The organism is Arthrobacter sp. StoSoilA2 (genome assembly GCF_019977195.1).
Classification (GTDB): Bacteria; Actinomycetota; Actinomycetes; order Actinomycetales; family Micrococcaceae; genus Arthrobacter.
In genome coordinates this window covers 993,368-1,010,291 of the sequence record NZ_AP024643.1, presented here as the reverse complement: position 1 = coordinate 1,010,291, position 16,924 = coordinate 993,368, and the positions used below count along the sequence as shown (strand labels likewise).

Genomic DNA, 16,924 nt, shown 5'->3' with positions numbered 1-16,924 from the left:
GCCCGCTACTTGCGGAGCCGGTCCAGGATGCCAAGGAGGATCTCGACGTCGGCCTCCCGCCCGGCCTTGCCGCCTTCCTGGCCACCCTCGAACATGGCATTGAAATACAGGCCGTCGCCCATGTAACTGACGGCTTTGGCAACCTCCGGACCAACATCCTCGGCCAGGACGTCCAACCACTGCTGCTGGATTCCGGCAAACCTGCGGCGGGTCTCCTCATGCGCAACTTCGGCCAGTCTCGTGGCAGCGACCAAAGCCCGATCCATGGGGGTTCCCGCCCATAGGGAGGAGCGGATGAAGTAAACCGCAGAGCCGTCCGGCGCAGCCTTCATTTGCTCGACGTCTTCCTGGGCCAACCGATCCAGGCGCTCAAGGAGGGCGCTGATCAGCGATTCCTTGCTGGGGAAGTGATAAAGCAGCCCACCCTTGGAGACGCCCGCCCGCTTGGCAACGGCATCGAGGGTGGCGGCCCGCTCCCCCACCTCGATGAGGAGGGCTTCGTAGGCATCCAGGACCGCATCCCTGGCAACTGGTTTTCGTGGCATGTGTACATCATTCCCTACGGGGTCGGCGGCGCTTAATTTGAAACTGTACCGTCTGGACGGTACAGTAGCTGTCATGTTCACGCCGTCCTCGACCCAAGCTCCCCGTTCCGCTCGTCCTGTCATGGGTGGAGGCGCACCTTGGCGCGACTGGACGGCCCTGGCACTCCTGATGTTCCCGGTGCTGCTGGTGGCCGTCGACAACACCGCGCTCACGTTCGCCCTGCCCGAAATTGCCCGCTCCCTGGACGTGGGTGGCGTGCAGCTCCTATGGATCATCGACGCCTACCCGCTCGTGTTGGCGGCATTGCTGGTTTCCATGGGCAACCTGGGCGACAGGATCGGACGACGGCGGCTGCTGCTGATCGGCAGCACCGGCTTCGCTGCGGTTTCGGCTGCTACGGCGTTCGCGCCTTCCGCGGAATGGCTGATTGCCGGCCGCGCAGCCCTTGGCGTGTTCGGCGCGATGCTGATGCCGTCAACGCTGTCCCTGATCCGGAACATCTTTGCTGATCCGAACCGCCGGCGGCTCGCGATCGCCGTATGGGCCGCCGGATTCTCTGGTGGCGCTGCCCTTGGCCCGATCTTCGGTGGCTGGCTGGTTGAGCACTTCTGGTGGGGTGCTGTCTTCCTGGTGGCGACCTTCCTGCTCCTGCCGCTCCTCGCCTTCGGCAGGGTCCTCATTCCCGAATCCAAGGACGCCAACCCCGGCCGCGTGGACGTGCCCAGTATCGGGCTGTCCGTGATCACGATGGCTCCGTTCGTGTACGGCATCAAGGAATTCGCTGTTCACGGATTCGGGGTGTCGGCAGCGGCCTTCATGGTCTTCGGCCTGGTGATGGGCGTTCTGTTTGTCCGTCGCCAGCGGCAACTTGAGAACCCAATGCTGGATGTCCGCCTGTTCAGCAACCGGGTATTCAGCACAGCGATCGTGGCCAACGTCCTGTCCTTGTTTTCCATGACGGGCTTCATCTACTTCTTCGCCCAGCACTTGCAGCTGGTTGAAGGCCAGTCCCCCATGGAAGCGGGCATTGCAATGATTCTGGCGCTCCTGGCAACGGTCATCGCCGGTCTGGTAGTGGTCCCGCTGGTAAAGCGCATCCGGCCAGGATTCGTAGTGGCCGGCGGACTTACCCTCAGCGCTGCAGGCTATTTGGTGGTGGCTGTGGGTGACCACGGCAGCGGACCGGTGTTCCTCTTGTCAGCTTTGACTGTCCTGGCCGTTGGCGTTGGCGCAGCGGAGACCATCTCCAACGACCTCATCCTCGGCTCCGTACCGGCCGACAAGTCCGGAGCGGCGTCCGCAATTTCCGAAACCGGATACGAACTGGGTTCGCTCCTGGGAACGGCCGTGCTGGGCTCTATCCTCACCGCGTCCTACCAGCACAACCTCGTCATCCCGGAGGGCTTGTCCACGCAGGCGGCAGGGAACGCGGGCGAAACGCTGGCCGGCGCCGTGGATGCCGCAGCTGCACTACCCGCTCCTTTGTCCGATGCACTGACAGCCGCCGCCCGGGTAGCCTTCGAGTCCGGCGTCCACATCACTGCGGCGATTGGGCTGGTACTGATGGCCGGAGCGGCAGTGCTTGCCGCCGTCGTGCTCCGCAGGGTGCCCAAGGCGCGGTAAGCGAGCGTGCAGTAAGCGAGCGTGCAGTAGCCGGGTGTGCAGTAGGCCGGCGTTCCGTCGGGAATCAGTGGCCGTCAGTAGGTGCAGCCTTGTCATCTACGGCGGCCACCAGCTCGTCAATCCGGTCCAGGGCATCGCTGAGCCGGCCTACCGTTGCCCACAATCCAGGGTGCTTTTCCTTGATTTCATCAAGCGTCGCGCCCGCGGATCTGAGCGATCCGAGATCAAAGCTCACGTTGGTGCGGGCTCCTGCGATGGCTGCCCTGAGGGCTCCAAACCCCACCACGACGTCGGCAATGAGTGCTGGGTTCCCGTGGGCAGCAAGCCATCCCAGGTCCTCGATGGCGTCGATGGCATGGTCGCCGAGCACAGCGGAGGCCTTGGCTGCATCGACGGATGCGCGGTGGATTGCCTGCTCCCGGTCCGGGCCGGGTTCAAGCCGGAAGGCCGCACCGAAAGCCTTCGACGCCGTTGCATCCTCGTCAGCCAGCTTAAGGGCGGTTTCGCGGAGGGAGCGGGCCCGGACGTGCAGCTCGGCCAACTCCTGCCCGGACGCCTCTGTGTAACCCGCGACCATGGACGCCAGGGACGCTGCAACGGCCAGCATCACGCCCGTTCCCGCGCCTCCACCCGGTGATCCGCTGGACTCTGCCAGGGCCTTGGTCCAATCCTCGACTGTTGAGCCTTGGGTAGTGATCTCTTGTGAAGATTCCATGCAACCAAGTTTGCCCTGAAGCGCAAAGGTGTGGGTCGGCGTCGTTGCCTGATGACGTCGATACACTGGCCAGACCCTGCGGCGTCGACCTGTTAAGGAAAATTCCCCATGAGCATTGACCTGGAAGCCCTCTACCGTGATCTGCACTCGAACCCGGAGCTTTCCTTCCAAGAGGTCAGAACAGCCGGGATCATCAGCGGGCACCTTGAGGACTTGGGGCTGCTGGTCCACCGCAGCGTGGGGAAAACGGGGGTTGTAGGGGTCCTGGACAATGGCCCTGGACCCGTGGTGATGCTTCGTGCGGATATGGACGCGTTACCGGTCAAGGAGGACACCGGGCTGGACTACGCAAGTGCGGCAGTCGGCGTCGACCATGAAGGCCGTGAGGTGCCGATCATGCATGCGTGCGGACACGACGTACATGTCAGCTGCCTCCTCGGAGCAGTGGAAGCGTTGGCCGCACAGCGGCAGGACTGGCAGGGCACGCTGATCGCGGTCTTCCAGCCGGCCGAAGAATGGGGCGGCGGCGCCCAGGCCATGGTGGCGGATGGGCTCTTTGACCTGGTCCCCAAGCCGGACGTGGTCCTCGGCCAGCACGTGGCGCCCTTTCCTGCCGGATGGTTCGGCATCCGTTCCGGCGTGGCCATGGCCTCAGCGGATTCCCTCAACGTGACGTTGCATGGGCGCGGCGGCCACGGCTCCCGGCCTGAAACCACCGTTGATCCAGTCCTCATGGCTGCGGCAGCCACCATGCGCCTGCAGGGAGTGGTGTCCCGGGAACTGGCCGCCAGCGATTCTGCAGTGGTTACCGTTGGGCAAATCCATTCGGGAACAAAGAACAACATCATTCCCGAGACCGCAACCCTGGGCCTCAGCATTCGATCCTTCAGCGAGCCCACGCGGGAGAAAGTCCTGAACTCGATCGAGCGCATCGTTCGAAGTGAAGCTGCTGCCTCAGGCTCCCTGAAGGAACCCGACTTCCACTATGAGGAGCGCTACCCGCTGACGGTCAATGATGAATCGGCCGCCGGAAGGATCGCTTCGGCGTTTCGCGATAAGTTCGGCGCCGCGAGGATCATGGACCCCGGCCCGGTCTCAGGCAGTGAAGACGTCGGGGAACTCGCGACGTCGGCCGGCGCGCCCCTCGTTTTTTGGTTCCTGGGCGGGATCGAGGCCACCCACTTCAAGGAATGGGCGACGACGGGTCGCTTGCCGGAGGACGTTCCGTCGAACCACTCGCCCTACTTTGCCCCGATCATCCAGCCGACCTTGGCCCTTGGCACGGAAGCACTGGTTACTGCGGCCCTCGAATTCCTGGAGATTTCGGGAAGGTAGCAGCAAAAAACCCCGCCTAACGGACAATTCACCGCCGCACCCGGTGGTGAATTGTCCGTTGGACGGGGTCTTGCTCGAAAAACGCCTAGACCTTCTCGCGGATGCGGTCGATCCTCGGTTCTGAAACCTCAAATTCCCTGCGACGACGCGCCAGGAAAGTCCACAACGTTCCTTCTGTCTGCGGGCTCTTCTCGGCAGGGGCCTCAGGTGCCTGATCCTTGCTGGTCTCAGGCTTGTGCATCTCGGGCGTGCGCACGGAGTCCTTCTTCGTACGCCTCTCATAGCCCTCGTAGTACGAGTAGCACATACCCAACCTCCTTAGTGGCTGTTCTTTAATCGTCCTCGCACCTGGACCGTAAGTCGACTGCTAATTAATGCAACTCACCGTGAAACAAGGCCTTCAACGCGGCTGGCCGCCGTCGCCACAAAGGAACCCGTGGAACTCCTTACCCTCTTTGGGCAGCAGGGCGAGCGCATGCATGTCAGGGCGCGACTGAAGCGATAACCCCGCCGAGATGGCATTTGATGCCAATGGTGGCCGGAAACATTGGCATCAAATGCCATCTGGGGCGACCTCGATCCAATACCCCCTTGCATCCAGCCGTGACTACCGCCATACTAAATGAACGCTATTCATTTAGTGACTGTCGTCTCACCGGAGTACATGCCCCCATGATTGAAATTACCCGCCTCGAAGCCCCGACTTCCCTGGCCCGCACCGAGCCGTCCACCCGCACCCCACTGCGGGTCGGCGTCGTTCAGCACCGCTGGCACGCTGATGAAGCAGTCCTGCATGCCGAACTGAACGAGGGAATCGAACGCGCAGCCAAGCTGGGAGCCAGTGTTGTTTTCCTGCCTGAACTGACTCTCTCCCGCTACCCTGCAGACACCCGGCCGGAGAACAACCCGGCCGCTGGTATCCGCCCTTCGGACATCACCGAAGACCTGCTCACGGGCCCAACCTTCACGTTCGCCGCAGCGGCTGCCAGGACGTACGGCGTCTCGGTGCACGCATCGCTCTACCAGCGTGCCGAAAACCCGGACGGCACGGACGATGGCCTGGGACTCAACACAGCCATCCTGGTCTCCCCCGCTGGCGAACTCGTCGCACGCACCCACAAACTCCACATCCCCGTCACGGCCGGCTACTACGAGGACAAGTTCTTCCGCAAAGGCCCGGCCGCCGAGGACGCCTATGCAGTGCACGCTCCGGCAGAACTCGGCGGCGCACGCCTTGGCATGCCCACGTGCTGGGACGAGTGGTTCCCGGAGCTGGCACGCATGTACTCCCTGGGCGGAGCAGAGATCCTGGTCTACCCCACGGCCATCGGTTCCGAGCCGGACCACCCCGACTTCGACACCCAGCCGCTCTGGCAGCAGGTCATCGTGGGCAACGGCATCGCCAACGGACTCTTCATGATTGCCCCCAACCGCCACGGCAGCGAGGGCACACTGAACTTCTACGGTTCATCCTTCATCTCCGATCCCTACGGCCGCATCCTGGTCCAGGCACCCCGCGACGAATCCGCCGTGCTGGTTGCAGATCTTGACCTGGACCAGCGCAAGGATTGGCTCACGCTCTTCCCCTTCCTGGCCACGCGTCGCCCGGAAACGTACGGCCGCCTCACCGAACCGGTCAACCCCAACGCCCCGCTCGGCTCCACAGCCGGGGCCTCGCCGTACCAGGCAGTCTCCGCATGAGCGCCTGGCGCATGCCGTCCGAGACCGCTCCCCAGGACCGCGTCTGGATGGCCTTCCCGACCGGCGGCTACACCTTGGGTGACACCGAGGAAGAGGCCCACGCAGCGCGATCCACGTGGGCCGCCGTCGCGAACGCCATCCTTGAATTCGAGCCGGTCACCATGGTGGTACACCCCGACGACGTCGACACCGCCGCGCGCTACCTGGACCCTCGCGTCGAGGTACTCACCGCAGAGCTCAACGATGCCTGGATGCGGGACATCGGGCCGTCGTTCGTGCTCGATGCCAACAAGCAGCTTGGCGCCGTGGACTGGATCTTCAACGGATGGGGCGGCCAGGATTGGGCCGCATGGGACAAGGACTCGCTCATTGCTGCGGAGGTCAGCGGCCGCGCCGATGCCCACCACATTCCGTCGGGCATCGTGAACGAGGGCGGCGGCATCCAGGTTGATGGCGAAGGCACCGTCCTGGTCACCGAAACCGTACAGCTTGACCAAGGCCGCAACCCGGGCCTTACCAAGGCCGACATCGAAGGGGAACTTGCCCGCACCATCGGCGCCACGCATGTGGTGTGGCTGCCCCGTGGCCTCACACGCGACTCCGAGAAGTTCGGCACGCGCGGGCACGTCGATATTGTGGCAGCAATCCCCAGCCCCGGCACACTGCTGGTCCACTCCCAGCAGAACCCGGAACACCCGGACTACAACGTGTCCCGGGAAATCATCGACTTCCTGCGCACAACCCATGACGCAGCAGGCCGGGACTGGAACATCATCGAAGTTCCCGCCCCGGAAACCCTTACCGACGACGAAGGTTATGTGGACTACAGCTACATCAACCACCTCGTGGTCAACGGAGGGGTCATCGCATGCAGTTTCAATGACCCCATGGACGAGAAAGCACTCCGCATCCTCGCCGACGCCTACCCCGGACGCCGCGTTGTCAGTGTTGACGCGCGCGAACTCTTCGCCCGGGGCGGCGGCATCCACTGCATTACGCAGCAGCAGCCTACGGCCATCTAGAAAGGGCCCTTCATGAGCCAGACAATCCGTAGCACGGCCGCAGGCACCAGCCCGGCCGGCACGTCGCACGACATCAGCGGCAAGGGACTGAAGACGGGGCAGTTGGGGCTCCTCGCCGTCGTCGTTCTTGGCATTTCCACCATCGCCCCGGCGTATACGCTCACCAGCGCGCTTGGCCCAACTGTCAACGAAGCCGGGCTGCAACTGCCCGTGATCTTCCTTATCGGGTTCATTCCGATGATCCTGGTGTCCCTGGCGTACCGGGAACTCAACGCAGATTCCCCGGACAGCGGCACCACCTTCACGTGGGTCACCAAGGCCTTCGGCCCCTGGGTGGGCTGGATGGGCGGCTGGGGCCTGCTCGCGGCGAACATTATCGTCCTGTCCAACTTGGCGGGCGTCGCTGTTGACTTCTTCTACCTCTTCCTGGCCCAGGTTACGGGCTCGGCCGAGCTGGCCGACCTCGCCTCGAACAAGGTACTCAATGTTGCCACCTGCTTCGTCTTTGTAGCGCTGGCTGTTTGGGTGAGCTACCGCGGCCTGCACACCACCAAGATCGTGCAGTACGGCTTGGTCGGTTTCCAGCTGCTGGTGCTCGGCCTGTTCGTTGCCATGGCATTCGCCAACTGGTCCACGTCCGAGACCGCCGTTCCCTTCAGCTGGGACTGGTTCGACGTCACCAAGATTGAGACCTTCGGCCAGGTCGCAGCCGGCATCTCCCTCTCGATCTTCGTTTACTGGGGCTGGGATGTCTGCCTCACAGTCAACGAGGAAACCGCCAACGGAAAGAAGACCGCCGGCCTCGCAGGCACCCTGACCGCCGTCATCGTGCTGGGCATTTACCTCCTGGTCACCATCGCCACCATGATGTTCGCAGGCGTCGGAGACACCGGAATCGGCCTGAACAATGAGGAAAACCACGCCAACGTCTTTACGGCCCTCGCGTCTCCGGTTATGGGTCCGTTCGCGATCCTGATGTCCCTCGCCGTCCTCTCCAGCTCGGCGGCTTCCCTGCAGTCGACGTTCACCTCGCCCTCCCGCAGCCTGCTGGCCATGGCGCACTACGGCGCCTTGCCTGAGCGCTTCAGCCACATGAGCAAGAAGTTCTCGACGCCGGGCTTCGCCACCATTGCGGCGGGCGTCCTGTCCGCGGGCTTCTACGCCGTGATGCACGTGATCAGTGAGAACGTCCTCAACGACACCATCCTTGCCCTTGGCTTGATGATCTGCTTCTACTACGGACTCACGGCCATCGCCTGCGTTTGGTACTTCCGGAACAGCGTATTCTCCAGTGCCCGGAACTTCTTCCTGCGTCTCTTCTGCCCACTTCTGGGCGGGGTCGGCCTGTTTGTTGTCTTCCTGCAGACCGCGGTGGACAGCTGGGCCCCGGAGTTTGGCAGTGGTTCGGAAATCTTCGGAGTGGGACTCGTGTTCGTGCTCGGCATCGGAATCCTTGCCCTGGGTGCCGTGTTCATGCTGATCATGTCCCGCGTCCGTCCCGGCTTCTTCCGCGGTGAGACCATCCGCAAGGACACCCCTGCCCTGGTGGTCCCCGAGTAGGTCCTCAACGCGAAGACGCAGGAAAGCGGTCAGTTCCCCGGAAATCTCCGGACGAACTGGCCGCTTTCCTGCGTCCTCGCGTTGGCCGGCTACCCAATCACCAACGGTGGGCGACGTCCACCACAAGGCGCGAACCGCCGTCGGGCCCGTCCAACGTGAAGACGCGGAACGGAAGCCGGGCACGGACACCCAAACCGATGCTCGTGGTGCCTTCGAAGCTGCCCGCGTAAACCACCTGACGGAACGTCTGGTACCCGGAAACGTTGGACAGTTCAGCCTTGGCAGCCGGAGCGTACGTCAGTTGGCCGTTCTGGTCATAGGATGGAGCCGTCACCATAATCTGCAGGTCAGCATCACCGAGCACGGGGATTGGATAGCCGGTGGCATCCTGGACCACTACCGGGACATACTGCACTGAATAGCCGGCCACCTTGCCGGTCATATCGACCACCAGGCGGTCGTAACAGGTCTGTTGGCCCGTACGGACGTTGGTGACGTTGGCGGCGCTCATATCGGGGTCGGCCTTGGCCAGCGAGCCCCACATGATCCCGCAATATGGTGATGCCGAGGCCGGCCCCGGTGCCACCAGACCGAGTCCGGCAGCTGCAAGGACTGCTGCCAAACCCGCTCCAAATTTCCTCATTTTTTGTGCCCCCTTCAGGCGAAGTTGATACTTCAACAGTAGGAGTCGCTTGGGTTGTTTGGATGGGTTGTGGCCGCTTCGGCGCACAACCGTTAAAACGACTCCGGGGTGGTCACAGGAGAGTCATGGAAGGGGACATTTACGCCGGTTCAGGGACCAGTTAGTGGGTCTTCATGCATAGGTTCGTAATCGAAGATAACGACACCTGGGCGTTACAAAGAGTTGCGGACACGCAAAAGCCCCATCCGACCATCCATTGGCCTGACGGGGCTCGACGCTTTGCGGTGCCTGGGATTAGCCCTCGCAGTCCTTGCAATACTTAAGGCCGTTCTTTTCCAAGGCAACCTGGGACCTGTGGCGGACCAGGAAGCAGGAAGAACACGTGAATTCGTCAGACTGTTCGGGTACCACCACAACGGTCAGTTCTTCACCGGAAAGATCGGCGCCCGGGAGGTCGATACCTTCCGCAGTGTCGTTTTCGTCGATGTCGATGACTGCAATCTGGGCACCGGCTGCGCGGGACGCCTGAAGAGCCTCAAGCGAGTCCGCGGGAGTCTCTTCTTCTGTCTTGCGGGGTGCGTCGTAATCAGTAGCCATTGGGTTCGCTTTCGTTGCTGCATAGTGCCATTTCAGGCACCTCAGTGAAGCAGTTTAGGGCATAGCATCCGCGTTGGACGAAAAGTGTGCCCAAAACAACATTCAGCAGCTTTCAAGCGAACCTTTAGGGGTTACGGCGGACCATTCCCGAGTGGGATTGAATGGCCTGCGCACTGGCGACCGTAACCCCGCTAAGCGCCGGCAACCACGTCCAATCAGCGGGGCGCCCCTGAGCCCCTTGGCCCCCGGGATCGTTTACGGGTTCCACACAATCCAGGACGTATGCGGCCTCAATCCATTCGCCGATCCTGGAGCCAATCTTCGCGATATGTCCGGCCAACCATGATGCTTTCATGCGGCAAAGGTATCCACACGTCATGTGGGGCCGGTTTCTGCAGGGTCACGGGCTTGTTAACTTCCCCTTTTCTGCATTTAGTCCTGCAGAGCCTGCTGCACGACGTACTCCGCAATCGCCATCGACGACGTAGCCCCAGGTGACGGTGCATTCCGCACCAAAACCGTGTCCCGGCGTCGTGAAATCACAAAATCATCCACCAGGGAACCGTCAGCATTCATGGCCTGCGCACGGACGCCGCGCGTGCCGGGAAGAACAGTGGCACCCTCCAACGACGGAACAAAGCGTACGGCCTCCTTAATGAACTTCTTCCGGCTGACCACGGTCTGGAATTCGCGGACCGCCGATGGCACATTCTGCCGGGCAAAATTCCAGAAACCTGGAAACAGGGTGTAATTCAGGACGTCGCGCACATCGATGTCCTTCCACGAATAGGCCTCGCGCCCGAAGGAGATGAAAGCGTTGGGACCCAGCATCATTTCGCCGTCGATCCTTTTGGTGAGATGCACACCAAGGAAGGGATGCTTGGGGTCCGGCACCGGATAAATCAAGCCCCTGACTTTTGCGCGGCTTTCCTTGCCAAGGAGGAAGTACTGCCCAAAGAAGGGAACGATGCGCGGCGTTGCGGGCTCTCCAGTGGCTTTCGCCAACCGGTCGGATTGAAGCCCGGCGCACGCCACCACAAGATCGTAATGCTCGCCCCCATCCTTCGTGTGGACAACGACGCCGCTCCCCTGCTGTTCCAGCGAGGTGACTTCCTGCCCAAGCCGGATCTGTCCGCCTGCGTTGCGGACGTCGTCGGCGAGCGCATTCGTGATGGCCCTGTAGTCCACGATCGCCGTTTCCGGCGAGTGCAAAGCAGAAAGCCCGACGGCGTTCGGCTCCACCTCCCGTATTTGGTCACCGCGCAGCATGCGTGCGCCCGGCACTCCATTGGCCGTTGCCCGCGCGAAGATGTTCTCCAGCCGCTTGGACTCTTCGGGGGTCTGGGCGATCACCAACTTGCCGCAGGCCTCGTACGGCAGATCCGTGGTGGCACAGAATTCGCGAAGCAGTTCCACACCCCTGCGGCACAGCGTTGCCTTCAGCCCGCCGGGTTCGTAGTAGAGCCCGGCATGGACCACCCCGGAGTTGTGGCCGGTCTGGTGCTTGGCGAGCTGGTCTTCCTTTTCGTAAACGGTGACCTGGACGCCGTCGAGTTTGTTGGCCAATTCCCGGGCAACAGCCACACCGATGATCCCGCCACCAATGACCGCGCAGCGTTTGATGTTTTTCGGCGTTATGTTCGCAGACATGGGAACTCCTCGTCGGTGGGGATTGGTCCGCATCACTCCACAGCATTCCATGGAGTGGTTCCCCGGACACGTAAAAAGGGGCGGCACGTCGCGTGCCGCCCCTTTTACTTAGTGCGTGAAGTGCTAGACAGCGCTGGGCTGGTCGAAGCGCTGGCCGGCCGGGTTGGACGGCAGGAGTGCGAGAACCAGAATTGCGAGTCCGCCAAGGAACGGAATGAGGCCGAGCAAGGCGAGCCAGCCGCTGAAGTTGCCGTCGTGCAGACGACGGACCAGCAACGAAATGGACGGAATGAGTACCGCCAGGTAGAACGCAAAGATCAAAATAAGTCCTACAACTGCGCCCGGGCCGGGAACTGCCGTTCCGTTTGCCGAGACTGTAGAACCCGCAGCACCGAGGATGCCGGTAAGGATCTGCAGTACGAGGCCGATGACACCCAAAGCGAGGGCCACCCACCAGTATTCGCTGCGGCTCGCGCGGCCGGTGAAGGCGGTGTACTTCTTGAAGAAACGCTTTACGGCGGCGCCAATGGGTGCGCCATAGTAGGGAGCCCACAGCGGCGGTTCGCCGGTCTGTGCGCCATACGGCTGGGTTTGCTGTGGCTGTTGCTGGTAACTCAAGGTGTTCCCCCGGGGTTAGGTGTGAATAATGCAGTGAGACCTAAACTCTGTGAAGAGTCGTTGCTCATCGTAGTGCTCTCCGCGGTATTTATGCAGGTCGATGGACAAAATTAACCGGGATTTAGTCCGTTGACGGATTATGTCGCCCCAATCCCTCTCTCACATACCAACCCTTTTGCGCCAACCTTCTCTCACATACCAACCCTTAAGAGCCGATGTTCTCTCACATACAACAAGACGTGAGAGAACAACCGGGGTCAGGACGCGAATTGCTTTCGTAGCTCCATTTTGCGGATCTTCCCGCTGGCCGTTCGCGGCATTTCGTCAACGAACACTACGGATTTGGGAATCTTGTAGCGCGCAAGCCGCCCTTCCAGGTGCGAGCGCAGCTGCTCTTCGCTGAGCGAGGCACCCTCCCGCAGGGTGACGATGGCTCGCGGCACCTCGCCCCATTTGGGGTCCTCGATGCCGATCACAGCGACGCTCCCCACGGAATCGAGTTCGGCGATCGCGGCTTCGACTTCCGCAGGGTAGATGTTCTCGCCACCTGAAATGATCATGTCCTTCATGCGGTCCGAAATGAACAGGAAGCCCTCGTCGTCTTGGAAGCCCATGTCGCCGGACCGGAACCAGCGGGCATCAGCGTAGCTTTCCGCCGTGGCGTCAGGGCGGTTCCAGTACTCCTTGATCACGTTGGGCCCGGAGATCTGGATCTCACCGACGTGCCCGGCAGGCGTGGGCCCGCCCAAGGGATCGGTGATGCGGACGTCGGTGAAGAACTGGGGCAAGCCAGCAGATCCAGCTTTGTCCTTGGACCTTGACACAGGCAGCATGGTGGCTCCGGGCGCCGTCTCAGTCATGCCGTAACAACTCGTGAAGCCAATGCCGCGCTCCTCGTAGGCATCCAGGACCCGCCGAGGAACCGCCGAACCACCACAGGTGAGCTTGTCCAGGGAGCCAAGGTCCGCCGTCGGCCATTCAGGATGGTCGCAGAGCATCTGGAACGTGGTGGGGACTCCGTTGAGCGTGGTGACCCCATGTTGCCCGATGAGTCCCAGCACCTTGCCGGCCTCGAACTTGGTTTCCAGCACCACCGTTGCTCCCTTGAGCAGCATGGGCAGCAAACCCATGTCCAAAGAGGCCACGTGGAACAGTGGCGAGATCATCAGGGCGACGTCGTTCCGGTTCAGGTCCATGTCCACTACGGTGTTGATGCAGTTCCAGGTGATGTTCCCGTGCGTCAGCAGGGCGCCCTTGGGCTTGCCGGTGGTTCCTGAGGTGTAAAGGATCATGGCGCCGTCGTCCAGGCTGACGGCCTCGTCCTGCGGCGTCGAGGCTGCCGCTTGAAGCACTTCGTCATAGCGTTCGACGCCGGATGGCAGCTTTGCAGGGGAAACTTCCGTGGCGTCGTCGGCGGCCACCACCAGGCGATGGGTCACCGGGGTTTCTTCGACGGCAGAGGTCGCCAGGGTCTCCAATGCCTCGGCGTTGACCAGGAGCCGTGACCCGGAGTCCTGAAGTTGGAACTGCAATTCGGGGGCGGCGAGCCGGGTGTTCAGCGGGACGAAGATCGCGCCGAGCAGCCCACAGGCGAAGAAGGTCTCCACGAAGGAAGGATGATTCTCGCCGAGGAAAGCGACTCTGTCTCCCTTGGCCACTCCCCTGTCCTTGAGGGCGTTTGCCAGCCGGTCTGTCCGGTCGGCGAGTTCGCCGTAGCTCAGCGTGCGTGCCCCGGATATGAGTGCCGTCTTGGGTCCCGACTTGATCCGGCGACGGTGCAGCCAGGAACCAACTCCGTTGTTGTCCATGTTTGCAGTGCTCCTAACTGACCGAAGTGAGGTCGTTATTCTTAGACTCCCGCGTCAGCAGGATGAACACAATCGACACCAGTGCCATGACTGACAGGAACACCACCACGGGGACGATGCTCTGGCCGGAGTCCTTGTACAGGCCTGCGATGATGCCGGGGGTGAAGCCGGCACCTATCAGCGTGGCCAACTGGTATCCGACGGCGGCACCGGTGTAGCGGGACGTGGTCCCAAACTGCTCCGACACAAACGCTGCCAGTGGCCCGTACAGGGACGAGTGCAGGACGAGCGCCACAGTGAAGGCCAGGAAGATCAGGCCGACATTCCCGGAACCGAGCATCCCGAACATGGGGAACAGGTAGGCGATGAACAACGCCAAGCCCGTCACCATGACCGGCCGCCGCCCGAATCTGTCGGACAGCCTACCGCCTAGAAGAACGAACACGATGGAGATGGCCGAGGCTCCCGCGAACGCATAAAGCACGCCCTGTTGGGGTGCACCCTTGGACACTGCGTAGGTCACGGAGAATGTGGGCAGCACAACTTGAAGGCCGAATCCCGCGGCACCTGCGAACATGATCATGATCAATGCCTTGGGGCGGCGCAGCACTTCAAGCAGCGGGATCTTGCGCTTGGTGGTTTGGGTATCTTCCTTGGCTACTGCCTCGGCGAAAATCGGGCTTTCCGAGACTCGCAGCCGAACGAACATGCCCACAATCAGGAGAACGAAGGACAGCAGGAACGGCACCCGCCATCCCCACGCCAGGAAGGCGTCCTGCGGCAGTGCTGAGAAGATGCCCATCACTACGGTGCCAAGCACGGCTCCGGTAGGCGCACCGGCATTGACGAACGATGCCGCGAAGCCACGTCGCTTGGGATCGGAGTGCTCCAGCGCCATCAGCGCGGCCCCGCCCCATTCGCCACCAACCGCGATGCCCTGGCAGACCCGCAGGACCACCAGGATGACCGCACCCCACGGGCCGATCACGCTGGCGCCGGGAATCAGGCCGATGAGCGTGGAGGCGATGCCCATCATTGCCATGGACACGATGAGCATGCCCTTGCGGCCGATCCGGTCACCGAAGTGGCCGAAGATGATGCCGCCCAAGGGTCTTGCTACGTAACCGGCGGCGAAGGTTGCGTAGGCGGCGACGACGCCCACCCATTCATCCGTGCCGGCGAAGAAGACCTTGGGGAAGGCAACGGCCGCGGCCGTTGCGTACAGCAGGAAGTCGTAGAACTCGATGGTGCTGCCCAGATAGCTGGACAAGATGACCGTGCGCGCTTCTTTGCGCTTGGCGGCCGTGCTCAGAGGTGCGAGCGCAGTGTGTCCTGACATGGCTGTTCCTTGGGGAGGAGGGGTGGGGAGTCTTTCTTGTAAAACGGGGTTCCTACTTGTAGAAGCGGGCGAGGAACTCGGCCACGACGGCGGGGCGTTCCTGGCCTTCGATCTCGATGGTGGCGTTGACCTTGATCTGGGCGCCGCCCTTGACCTCGGTGACTTCGGCGATAGTGGCCTGCATGCGCACCTTGGAGCCCACCTTGACCGGGGAAGTGAAGCGCACTTTGTCCAGGCCGTAGTTCAGTTTGGTGGTGACGCCGTCGACGTCGAACAGCTCGCCCCAGAACGGGATGATCAGGGAAAGCGTCAGGAAACCGTGGGCGATGGGCGCACCGAACGGGCCGTCCTTGGCGCGCTCGGGATCAACGTGGATCCATTGCTGATCGTCCGTGGCATCAGCGAACAGGTTGATCTGCTGCTGCGTGATTTCGCGGTAATCGGTAGTGCCTAGGTCCTTGCCGGTCATGGTGGGCAGGGTGTCGAAATCGACGACGAGATTGGGCATCGTTGCCTCCTGGTAGTTGTTGATAGATAAAAAAGTGGGGTCAGTGGGTGAAGGCGCTGGACTATCTGGTAAAGGCACTGGCGCCCGTGAGGGCGCGGCCGACGATCAGGGCGTTGATTTCGTGGGTGCCCTCGTAGGAATAGACGGCTTCGGCGTCGGCATGGAACCGGGCGACGTCGGAGGCGAGTGTGATGCCGTTGCCGCCCACCACTTCGCGGGCGAGCGCGACGGTTTCACGCATGAACAAACTGGTCTGCATTTTCGCCAGGGCTGAATCCTGGTCCCGGTAGATTCCACTGCTCTGTTGTTCCGTTAGCCGGACCACGAGCGAGATCGAAGCCGTAATGCTTCCGAGCATGCGGGCCAACTTCTCCTGCACCAACTGGAAGGACCCCAATGGGCGTCCGAACTGTTGGCGTTCGTTGACGTATGCCAGCGCTGCTTCGAACGCGCCGGCTTGGATGCCGGTGGCGATCCATGCAACATCCGAGCGCATCGCCCGGAGCATGGCAGCCACATCCTTGAACGAGTTCACGTTGTGAAGGCGCATGGCCTCTGGAACCCGGACGTTTTCCAGGGTGATGTGGGCGTTCTGCATCATCCGCAATGACGTCTTGCCGCCGATCTTCGCCAGGCTGACCCCGGGCGCGGTGCGGTCCACCAAGAACGCTTTGACCTGCCCATCTGCTACATCCCGGGCGAACACGCACAGCACGTCGGCAGTTGAGGCTCCCCCGATCCAACGCTTCGCGCCTTCCAAAACCCAGCTGCCGCCGTCGAGATCTGCATCAAAGCGCACTGTGGTGGACAGCCCTCCGGCGATGTCCGAGCCGTGCTCCGGCTCGGTCAGCGAGAAGACGCCTTTGAGCGAGAAGTCGATAACCTTTGGCATCCATTCCTTTTGTTGGGGCTCGGAAGCACCGACCCGGATGGCTGTACGGAACAGCCCGGCTTGGGCTGTGTACCAAGTGGCCAGGGAAGCATCAGTTCGGGCAAGTTCGAAGATCCGGAAGCCGTGGTAAATTCCCCGGGCGGGCGCCTCGAACGGTTCCATGAGGTTGAGATCGATTAAAGGCTGCGCCAACTGCTCCGGGAACTCGCCCCGCTCCCAATAATCGGCCAGCAACGGCTTGGCCTCCTGCGAAAGGAAATCCCGGAGCCGGGCCAGGACGTGGCGTTCGTCGTCCGTGAGGAGGGATTCGGAGTCATACCAATCAGCAGCGGCGTAAAGCCGTTGTTCCAACGCCGTGGTGGACATC

General features: G+C 62.2%; 16 protein-coding genes. 5 read left to right on the top strand and 11 right to left on the bottom strand.

Annotated elements, in window-relative coordinates; genetic code table 11:
• Positions 1–5: 5 nt before the first annotated feature.
• Positions 6–545, bottom strand: coding sequence for a TetR/AcrR family transcriptional regulator (locus tag LDN82_RS04770; protein WP_224093623.1), 540 nt, complete (start codon positions 543–545; stop codon positions 6–8).
• Between the two features lie 73 nt (positions 546–618).
• Here LDN82_RS04770 and LDN82_RS04765 point away from each other — a divergent pair, with 73 nt between their 5' ends.
• Positions 619–2,169 carry an MFS transporter gene (locus tag LDN82_RS04765; protein ID WP_224167461.1) on the top strand — a complete coding sequence of 517 codons (1,551 nt, stop codon included), beginning with the start codon at positions 619–621 and terminating at the stop codon, positions 2,167–2,169.
• A gap of 64 nt (positions 2,170–2,233) precedes the next feature.
• Here the strand turns inward: LDN82_RS04765 and LDN82_RS04760 are convergent, their stop codons facing one another.
• Positions 2,234–2,884 (bottom strand): cyclodeaminase/cyclohydrolase family protein, encoded by a 651-nt coding sequence (locus tag LDN82_RS04760; protein WP_224166542.1) that lies wholly within the window; start codon positions 2,882–2,884, stop codon positions 2,234–2,236.
• Between the two features lie 108 nt (positions 2,885–2,992).
• Between LDN82_RS04760 and LDN82_RS04755 the strand changes: the two genes are divergently transcribed.
• On the top strand, positions 2,993–4,219 hold the full coding sequence (locus tag LDN82_RS04755) for an amidohydrolase (RefSeq protein ID WP_224166541.1): 1,227 nt from the start codon (positions 2,993–2,995) through the stop codon (positions 4,217–4,219).
• 85 nt (positions 4,220–4,304) lie between these two features.
• Here the strand turns inward: LDN82_RS04755 and LDN82_RS04750 are convergent, their stop codons facing one another.
• On the bottom strand, positions 4,305–4,526 hold the full coding sequence (locus tag LDN82_RS04750; protein WP_224093621.1) for a hypothetical protein: 222 nt from the start codon (positions 4,524–4,526) through the stop codon (positions 4,305–4,307).
• A 365-nt stretch (positions 4,527–4,891) separates the two neighbouring features.
• On the opposite strand from LDN82_RS04750, the gene LDN82_RS04745 reads away from it, so the two are divergent.
• From LDN82_RS04745 to LDN82_RS04735, 3 genes are read left to right on the top strand one after another with little or no spacing between them, the layout of a single operon-like run.
• Complete coding sequence (locus tag LDN82_RS04745; RefSeq protein ID WP_224166540.1) at positions 4,892–5,920, top strand: nitrilase-related carbon-nitrogen hydrolase; 1,029 nt, start codon at positions 4,892–4,894, stop codon at positions 5,918–5,920.
• Positions 5,917–6,942: an agmatine deiminase family protein gene (locus LDN82_RS04740; RefSeq protein WP_224166539.1), complete on the top strand. Its 1,026-nt coding sequence runs from the start codon at positions 5,917–5,919 to the stop codon at positions 6,940–6,942. The genes LDN82_RS04745 and LDN82_RS04740 overlap by 4 nt, the downstream gene beginning before the upstream one ends.
• Positions 6,943–6,954: 12 nt before the next feature.
• A complete protein-coding gene (locus LDN82_RS04735; RefSeq protein WP_224093606.1) occupies positions 6,955–8,502 on the top strand; it encodes an APC family permease in 1,548 nt (515 codons plus the stop codon).
• Between the two features lie 97 nt (positions 8,503–8,599).
• Here the strand turns inward: LDN82_RS04735 and LDN82_RS04730 are convergent, their stop codons facing one another.
• The 8 genes from LDN82_RS04730 to LDN82_RS04695 all read right to left on the bottom strand — a co-directional run bounded on the left by LDN82_RS04730 (position 8,600) and on the right by LDN82_RS04695 (position 16,923).
• The gene (locus tag LDN82_RS04730) at positions 8,600–9,145 is read right to left on the bottom strand and encodes a hypothetical protein (protein ID WP_224166538.1); all 546 of its coding nucleotides are present in this window, start codon (positions 9,143–9,145) and stop codon (positions 8,600–8,602) included.
• A 294-nt stretch (positions 9,146–9,439) separates the two neighbouring features.
• A complete protein-coding gene (locus tag LDN82_RS04725; RefSeq protein WP_224093604.1) occupies positions 9,440–9,742 on the bottom strand; it encodes a DUF4193 domain-containing protein in 303 nt (100 codons plus the stop codon).
• A gap of 432 nt (positions 9,743–10,174) precedes the next feature.
• Entirely contained in the window at positions 10,175–11,392 is a 1,218-nt protein-coding gene (gene lhgO / locus LDN82_RS04720; protein WP_224166537.1) for an L-2-hydroxyglutarate oxidase, read from the bottom strand.
• A gap of 123 nt (positions 11,393–11,515) precedes the next feature.
• The gene (locus LDN82_RS04715) at positions 11,516–12,010 is read right to left on the bottom strand and encodes a DUF805 domain-containing protein (RefSeq protein WP_224093600.1); all 495 of its coding nucleotides are present in this window, start codon (positions 12,008–12,010) and stop codon (positions 11,516–11,518) included.
• Between the two features lie 257 nt (positions 12,011–12,267).
• Positions 12,268–13,818: a long-chain fatty acid--CoA ligase gene (locus LDN82_RS04710; RefSeq protein WP_224166536.1), complete on the bottom strand. Its 1,551-nt coding sequence runs from the start codon at positions 13,816–13,818 to the stop codon at positions 12,268–12,270.
• Between the two features lie 13 nt (positions 13,819–13,831).
• Complete coding sequence (locus LDN82_RS04705; protein WP_224166535.1) at positions 13,832–15,157, bottom strand: MFS transporter; 1,326 nt, start codon at positions 15,155–15,157, stop codon at positions 13,832–13,834.
• Between the two features lie 52 nt (positions 15,158–15,209).
• Positions 15,210–15,665 carry a MaoC family dehydratase gene (locus LDN82_RS04700; RefSeq protein ID WP_224093597.1) on the bottom strand — a complete coding sequence of 152 codons (456 nt, stop codon included), beginning with the start codon at positions 15,663–15,665 and terminating at the stop codon, positions 15,210–15,212.
• A gap of 61 nt (positions 15,666–15,726) precedes the next feature.
• Positions 15,727–16,923: an acyl-CoA dehydrogenase family protein gene (locus LDN82_RS04695; protein WP_224166534.1), complete on the bottom strand. Its 1,197-nt coding sequence runs from the start codon at positions 16,921–16,923 to the stop codon at positions 15,727–15,729.
• Position 16,924 lies beyond the last annotated feature (1 nt).

What these genes read in the sequence shown, in the direction of transcription:
- LDN82_RS04770 (WP_224093623.1), bottom strand. Translation starts at nt 545, where the DNA reads ATGCCACGAAAACCAGTTGCCAGGGATGCGGTCCTGGATGCCTACGAA.
- LDN82_RS04765 (WP_224167461.1), top strand. Translation starts at nt 619, where the DNA reads ATGTTCACGCCGTCCTCGACCCAAGCTCCCCGTTCCGCTCGTCCTGTC.
- LDN82_RS04760 (WP_224166542.1), bottom strand. Translation starts at nt 2,884, where the DNA reads ATGGAATCTTCACAAGAGATCACTACCCAAGGCTCAACAGTCGAGGAT.
- LDN82_RS04755 (WP_224166541.1), top strand. Translation starts at nt 2,993, where the DNA reads ATGAGCATTGACCTGGAAGCCCTCTACCGTGATCTGCACTCGAACCCG.
- LDN82_RS04750 (WP_224093621.1), bottom strand. Translation starts at nt 4,526, where the DNA reads ATGTGCTACTCGTACTACGAGGGCTATGAGAGGCGTACGAAGAAGGAC.
- LDN82_RS04745 (WP_224166540.1), top strand. Translation starts at nt 4,892, where the DNA reads ATGATTGAAATTACCCGCCTCGAAGCCCCGACTTCCCTGGCCCGCACC.
- LDN82_RS04740 (WP_224166539.1), top strand. Translation starts at nt 5,917, where the DNA reads ATGAGCGCCTGGCGCATGCCGTCCGAGACCGCTCCCCAGGACCGCGTC.
- LDN82_RS04735 (WP_224093606.1), top strand. Translation starts at nt 6,955, where the DNA reads ATGAGCCAGACAATCCGTAGCACGGCCGCAGGCACCAGCCCGGCCGGC.
- LDN82_RS04730 (WP_224166538.1), bottom strand. Translation starts at nt 9,145, where the DNA reads ATGAGGAAATTTGGAGCGGGTTTGGCAGCAGTCCTTGCAGCTGCCGGA.
- LDN82_RS04725 (WP_224093604.1), bottom strand. Translation starts at nt 9,742, where the DNA reads ATGGCTACTGATTACGACGCACCCCGCAAGACAGAAGAAGAGACTCCC.
- lhgO (WP_224166537.1), bottom strand. Translation starts at nt 11,392, where the DNA reads ATGTCTGCGAACATAACGCCGAAAAACATCAAACGCTGCGCGGTCATT.
- LDN82_RS04710 (WP_224166536.1), bottom strand. Translation starts at nt 13,818, where the DNA reads ATGGACAACAACGGAGTTGGTTCCTGGCTGCACCGTCGCCGGATCAAG.
- LDN82_RS04705 (WP_224166535.1), bottom strand. Translation starts at nt 15,157, where the DNA reads ATGTCAGGACACACTGCGCTCGCACCTCTGAGCACGGCCGCCAAGCGC.
- LDN82_RS04700 (WP_224093597.1), bottom strand. Translation starts at nt 15,665, where the DNA reads ATGCCCAATCTCGTCGTCGATTTCGACACCCTGCCCACCATGACCGGC.
- LDN82_RS04695 (WP_224166534.1), bottom strand. Translation starts at nt 16,923, where the DNA reads ATGTCCACCACGGCGTTGGAACAACGGCTTTACGCCGCTGCTGATTGG.